The 6,325-nt window shown below is 42.8% G+C and carries 3 protein-coding genes; all 3 read left to right on the top strand.

What is annotated here, in order from left to right; all coding sequences use genetic code 11:
- Positions 1-645 precede the first annotated feature (645 nt).
- Positions 646-2,295, top strand: a complete 1,650-nt coding sequence (locus tag IX315_RS09295) for a BACON domain-containing protein (protein ID WP_211837405.1) — start codon at positions 646-648, stop codon at positions 2,293-2,295.
- Positions 2,296-2,406: 111 nt separating this feature from the next.
- A complete protein-coding gene (locus IX315_RS09290; RefSeq protein ID WP_211837404.1) occupies positions 2,407-5,175 on the top strand; it encodes a S8 family serine peptidase in 2,769 nt (922 codons plus the stop codon).
- A 33-nt stretch (positions 5,176-5,208) separates the two neighbouring features.
- Positions 5,209-6,177: a PorV/PorQ family protein gene (locus tag IX315_RS09285; RefSeq protein WP_211837403.1), complete on the top strand. Its 969-nt coding sequence runs from the start codon at positions 5,209-5,211 to the stop codon at positions 6,175-6,177.
- Positions 6,178-6,325: the final 148 nt, after the last annotated feature.

The raw sequence follows: 6,325 nt of genomic DNA, 5'->3' as shown, positions 1-6,325 counted from the left end.
GACTGGAGTCCCTTGCGGGAGAGACTGGAGTCTCTTGCGGGAGAGACTGACGGGACTCAGTAGAGTAGTGTTGTATTATTAGGCGAAAGGGAGTGAATAGAAGTGTAATGGTATGTATATCGTGTCCTCCTCTTTATCCTCTAAGCTAGTTATCTGGTGGGTTTGGTGTCGATAGGGCAAAACTTCATTCGGCAGAGAAGCGGGTGAGAATAAGCATATGCATATGTGCACCGCCTATGTGCTATCTTTTCCCTTAGTATCCGATGGATTATTCATTAGAAATTCAGTGTAAACGCATTTCTGGATGCTATTCTGTTAATGTGTAAATGTTAATGTCTAGATAGCAAAATACTTGTTATATTGCTTTATTATATTTATCTAAATAATTCATGGTGTGTTTGTTAAAAACTTTTTTATCGCATAGAAATCGCTCTAGAAGCCGAATGTCGTTGTCATGGTGTTAATATAAAGCAAAAACATTTGGCATTATGAAAAATTATTCCCACATTTGTGGCGTGGGTAATCAGTTGCTCTTAATGTTAAATATCTCGGTTTTGGATTTTGAGTTCATTACTTCAGGGGTATTAGGTAGACAAGAATAACTATTATACATATACTAATTTTTTTACTAACTTACTAAAACCTATGAAGCATTTCAACTACTTGACCGCCTTTGCGGTGACGTTGCTTCTTGGCCTATTCGCGTCTTGTACGCCTAAGGACACAGAAGTGGAGGAGGCAACACTGTCTCTATCAGCTACGGCTGTAACTATCGCTAATGCTGGAGGTGAAGCACAGGCTATCACTGTGACTACCAACCAGGCAAAGTGGAACGCTATCTCCAACGTGGAGTGGCTAAAGACCAAAATTGCGGGTAATGCCCTGACTATTGTTGCCACACCTAACCAGAGTGGAACTGACCGTGCTGCTGAGGTTCTTGTTGTAGCTGGCGCTACTAGCGAGAAGATTTCAGTTGTCCAGAGTGCTGCTGACATCGTTCTTGAGGTTTCTCCTGAGAACATCGTAGTTACCAATGCTGGTGAAACTAAGCTTATTAGTGTGAAGAGCAACTCCGCTACTTGGACACTAGATATAGACGAGGCAGCTTCAGCATGGATCAAAAAGACCGTATTCAAGGATTTCATCCAGCTCGACATTGCTCCTAATGATGGTGCTGCTCGTGAAACCAAGATCTATGCGAAGAGCGGTAAGACCCAAAAGGAGATTACTGTACAGCAGGCTGGTATGGGTGGCAATAAGTTCGCACTACCATATCTTGTAGCTGATGCTAAGCAGTACGACCTTATCTCTTATGAGACCAAAAAGGGTAGCTTCTTGCTTGGTTACTCACCCAAAACTGATGGGGTACCTATGTTCGGTATTCCAGCAAAAGGAGCAAATTATACATTCGCTACGTCTTCCGAAATATTTCCGTCTGTGTTCTATTTATTTGATACCGATACTGATAGGGTGAAGGTTGTTGAATATGTAGCAAAGAAATTGGATACTAAGGGTCTCGAAACAGAGGGGTTTGTAAACTTCCTAAAGGAGAATGGTTTCGAGAATGCGAAGTATGACGATAAGAGTAAGCGCATAAATGGTACTCATAAGGACAGCGGCTTTACAGTTGTCGTTGGAGACTCCAAGGAAAAAGTCGCTATCGTACACTTTAACGCACCAAAGCCAAAGCAAGATAAAGAGTATCCAACTTTCGATAAATTCCCATACGATAATTCTTCCATGCTTGGTGATCTACAGTACACTGCTAAAAAGGTAGAAGAGGTGGAGACGGCGGCTAAGTCTAAGAAGATAAAGTTTGCTAGAGATGATAAGAATCCGGGCTATGACAAAATTAATATATACGAAGTTGATGCTAGTAAACGTCCTCTACATACGCGTTACTATTTCTTTGACAATGAGAAGAAGGGTGCGGATGGAAAGCCTCTAAATAATGTGGAGGAGTTATTGGTCGTTTGGGATAAAGTTAACTTAGGAGCTTGGGAGTATAATGGTGGAAAGTTCTTCTTGACCAAGGAATTTATTGAACTTCTCGAAAAGGAAGGATTTGTGTTCTTAAAAGAGGCAAATGGTCTTGATTTCTATTATAACGCTACTAAGAAGTTGATGGTAGTCCCACGTGGTACTAGATTCAAAGACGTCCTTGATGGTGCACCAGTGTTTGCTATTAACTACTTCGCATTTGACGGTGGCTCTTCAGCTGTTACCAGTCAGGGCTGGATTGAGCAGATTGCTGACCGTATTATTAAGCAAGATAGGGCTCTAGGTGCAAAGTAACTGCATCTGCAAGTCGAACCCCATAAACTAGAGTAATGGACTTGCCTCAGAGATTAGTACTTAATTGAAGAGGCGAGTCCTTTCTTTTCTTCTTACTACAAAATAATTAGTATGAAACGAAACATATACCTTCTTTTTACCTTATTGTTGGCAATATGCTGTGCTTCGTGTAAAAATGATCGCTTAGATCAAAGTCAGATTGCAAACAATGATACCGAGCAGGATGCACTGCTCTCAGGAGACGGAATAGCAACGCTTAGATATGGAAAACCTATTCTAGGTAAAGTTATCATTAAGATTGCAGAAGAACATCTCAATGATATGCAAATCTCTGAAGACGGAGAGATTCAATTGAGGAGTGTTCCAAGTATGATGAGTACTGCACTTAATAAGATAAATGCTTCGAAAGCTGAGCGCTATTTCCGTATTGATCCCCGCTTCGAACAAGAAAAGCGTGATATGGGAATGCATTTATGGTACGAGGTAACCATAGACGAAAGTACGGATATGGTTATGGCACTGCAGACGCTTAGTCAGGTACCAGGAATCGAATGTGTGGAATATGAGCCTGAGATGATGATGTTGGGAGAACCAATAGTACCTTACTTCTTGGGGGATTATCGAAAAAGAGATGTTAAGTTGCCTTTCAATGATCCTAGATTGAAAGAGCAATGGCACTATAACAATACAGCCACTGCCAATGGATGGAAAATGGGTGCAGACGTAAATTTGTTTAAAGCTTGGGAGGTAACCACAGGCAAGGCAGATGTAGTCGTCTGTGTAGTAGACGGTGGAATTTCTCTAGAACATGAGGATCTAAAGGATAATCTATGGATCAATGAAGCCGAATTACATGGAGAGAAGGGAAAAGATGATGATGGTAATGGGTTTATAGATGATATCTATGGATATAACTTTGTAAATGAGAGTGGAACCATAGTTCCAGATGAGGGTTATCATGGGACTCACGTGGCGGGAACTGTCGCAGCACGTAACAACAATGGTATCGGCGTCTGTGGTGTTGCCGGAGGAGATCATAGTAAGGCCGGGACTGGCGTCCGTATAATGTCTGCCAATGTATTTGCTGGAAAGAATCAAGGAGGTTTTGCAAAAGCAATTGTGTATGGCGCTGATAATGGGGCTCTGATTTCTCAAAACTCATGGGGTAATAGAGTCCCTGGACCTACACCAGGAGCGACAAAGGTTGCTATTGATTACTTTAGAAAAAATGCAGGTCGTAATGATAAGCGCCCTAACGCTTTAATGAAGGGTGGCGTTGTTATCATTGCTGCAGGTAATGACAGCTCTGAAGAGAGGTATGCCCCAGGGGAGTATGAACCGGCTATAACCGTAAATGCTATGGGTCCGGACTATAAGAAGGCTGGTTACTCTAATTACGGTACGTGGACAGATATTACTGCACCTGGTGGAAATATAGATAGATATGGAACAAAGGCAGGTGTCCTCAGCTCTGTAGGGAAAGTAGAATATGCTTTTTATCAGGGGACTTCTATGGCTTGCCCCCATGTCTCAGGTGTTGCAGCTCTAGCGATCTCAGCCCATGGAGGACCTAACTTTACAGCAAAGGAGCTAGAGGAAATCCTTTTGGCGTCTGTCCTCCCTGTGGATATTGATAAGATGAATCCTGAATATGCAGGAAAGCTTGGTTCTGGGTATATTGATGCTTACCAAGCAGTAACCATTAAGAATAAGCATAAGAACCCTGATACGCCAAAATTCTTGTCAGAGAAATCTAAAGGGGATAAATTCCAAGAGATAACAGTATATTGGCAAGTGCCAAAGGATGAAGATGATGAAACCCCTTCTAAGTATCGTTTGTATTGCTCAAAAGAGCAACTAACAGAAAGTAATTACGCCACTGTAGGTCAGCCTCTTGGTAATGCATCTGGTTATGTCTCTGCAATGGGTCGTGCTGTTGGTGATGAAATAAGCTATACTGCTTCATACCTTGATCATTCTTCTACCTACTATTTTGCACTAGTGGCAGTTGATAGATGGGGCTTGCAGAGTAAGCCAACCTTTATGACCGCTAAGACTAAGACTAATAATCTTCCTGTTATTAGCAATATTCCTAAGGAGCCTATTGTGCTTCTTGATATCAATGGAAGTATTGATTATCTACTAGAAGTTAATGAGCCTGATGGACAGACTTGGAAGTTCAAGACATCAGGACACACATCTGGAGTTAATTGTACCAAGACTGACAAGGGTATTAAGGTGAGCATCCGTCCAGTGCTCTCTGAGGGAGAGTATAAGTTCGGTGTTGAGGTTGTCGATGAGCTTGGAGGAAAGAGTACTTATGAAGTTCCATTCCGCATTGTAAGTGTCGACGCTCCAGAGATTACATCGGCTCTTCCTAGTGTACTGATAGGTGTAGAGAATGAGCCATTGACTGCTGATCTATCAAAGAATGTCAAGCCACAAGGCATGCTAAAGCATACCTATAAGGCATCCTCTAGCAATGGTACTGTAGCTTCAGTTACCGTTGAGGGTTCTAAGGTTACCGTAAAGGGTCACCAGCCAGGTAAGGCTACTATCAATGTCACTGTATCTAATGGTTACTATGAGACACGTACGAGCTTTGATGTCTCTGTGACTAAGAATAAGGACAACGATGTATATGCCGTTTGGCCTCTACCTCTGAAGGATAAGCTCAATTTCTGGGTTAAGCCAAATAGTGGCAAGCCTGTAGTGACTATCTCAACTCTAGCAGGAGAGAAAGTTCTGGAGCGAGAGCTCTTAGTGGATCACGAGGGTATGGCTTCAGTGCCGGTGAAGAGCTTGGCTCCTGGTAGCTATCGCCTAAGGGTAACTGCTGGTGGTAAGGAGGCACTCAATCAGGTGGTACAGAAGAGATAATCCTGAAGTTTGATTAATTAATTATTGAATGTTATGAATAATAGACAAATCTTAGGTGCACTTTGTGTACTTGCGTTATCACTTCTTCCTGCTCTTCCTCTTTGTGCACAGAGTAGCCGTGTGCTCCCATTCTTGGAGACTCCTACTGATGCTCGTGCGGCTGCAATGGGTAATGCTACTCTTCTGAAGACAGATCGTAATTACCTCTATACTAATCCTGCCTCTATTTTTAATGATGATATCCGGCTCACGGTTACGGCTACAGGTCTTACCCACATGATGCCAAAGGATGATTATGTGAAAGGGAACCTTATGCTCGGCTCTGTAACCGCTGGATACCGTTTCCTAGATAGGCATGTAGTATATGCAGGATTTAGGTATCAAGGGGGTCTACAAATAAAAGGTGGTATTAGTGAACAGTGGGGCAGTAGTAAGCGCTTTACCTCTCCTTTCGACTTTGCGGTAGACCTCGGATATGCCTTTAGGATTACCGATGCTCTTGCTGCTTACGCTACGGGAAGTTTTATCCAGAGCTACACCGGTAGGGCTGCTTATGCTGGAGCGTTTAGTGTAGGTGCCAACTATCTTCTTACCTTCTCTGAGGCTACAGACCTTAACCTAGCTGCTAGGGTAGCGGACTTAGGTGCACCTATCTACTATAGCAAGAAGGATGCTTATGCAATGCCTAGCAATGCTCAGCTAACTGCCGACTTCGGTCACGCATTTAGTGACGACCATAAGGTACGTGCTGCTGTGGGTGCGAAGTACTTCTTCCTCCCTGCTAAGGCTCAGGTATTCCAGACCAATCTAGGTGCTGAGTATACGCTCTATAACCTTGCTAGCCTTCGTGCAGGTTTCCAGTATGGCACTAGAGATACTAGCCTCTGGAGTGCAGGTGTAGGTTTTGCTTATCGTGGTGCTAAGCTCGACTTGGGTTACCTAGGTGCGCTCAATCAGTTTGCAGCAAATAAACTCATGCTTACATTGTCATTTGACTACTAAGTTATAGTCTCAACAGAGGGTGTGTTGAAATACCACTCCTCTAAATGATAAGTATCATTTGTAAAGAACAACTGCTACCGTCAAGTTATTACTTGATGGTAGCAGTTGTTCTTTACAGAGTCAAGGGGTGTAGACCATTAATTTGAAA

Source organism: Porphyromonas levii (genome assembly GCF_018206105.1).
GTDB lineage: Bacteria > Bacteroidota > Bacteroidia > Bacteroidales > Porphyromonadaceae > Porphyromonas_A > Porphyromonas_A levii.
Note: the sequence above shows the minus strand (reverse complement) of the source record. Positions and strands in the feature narration are given on the sequence as shown.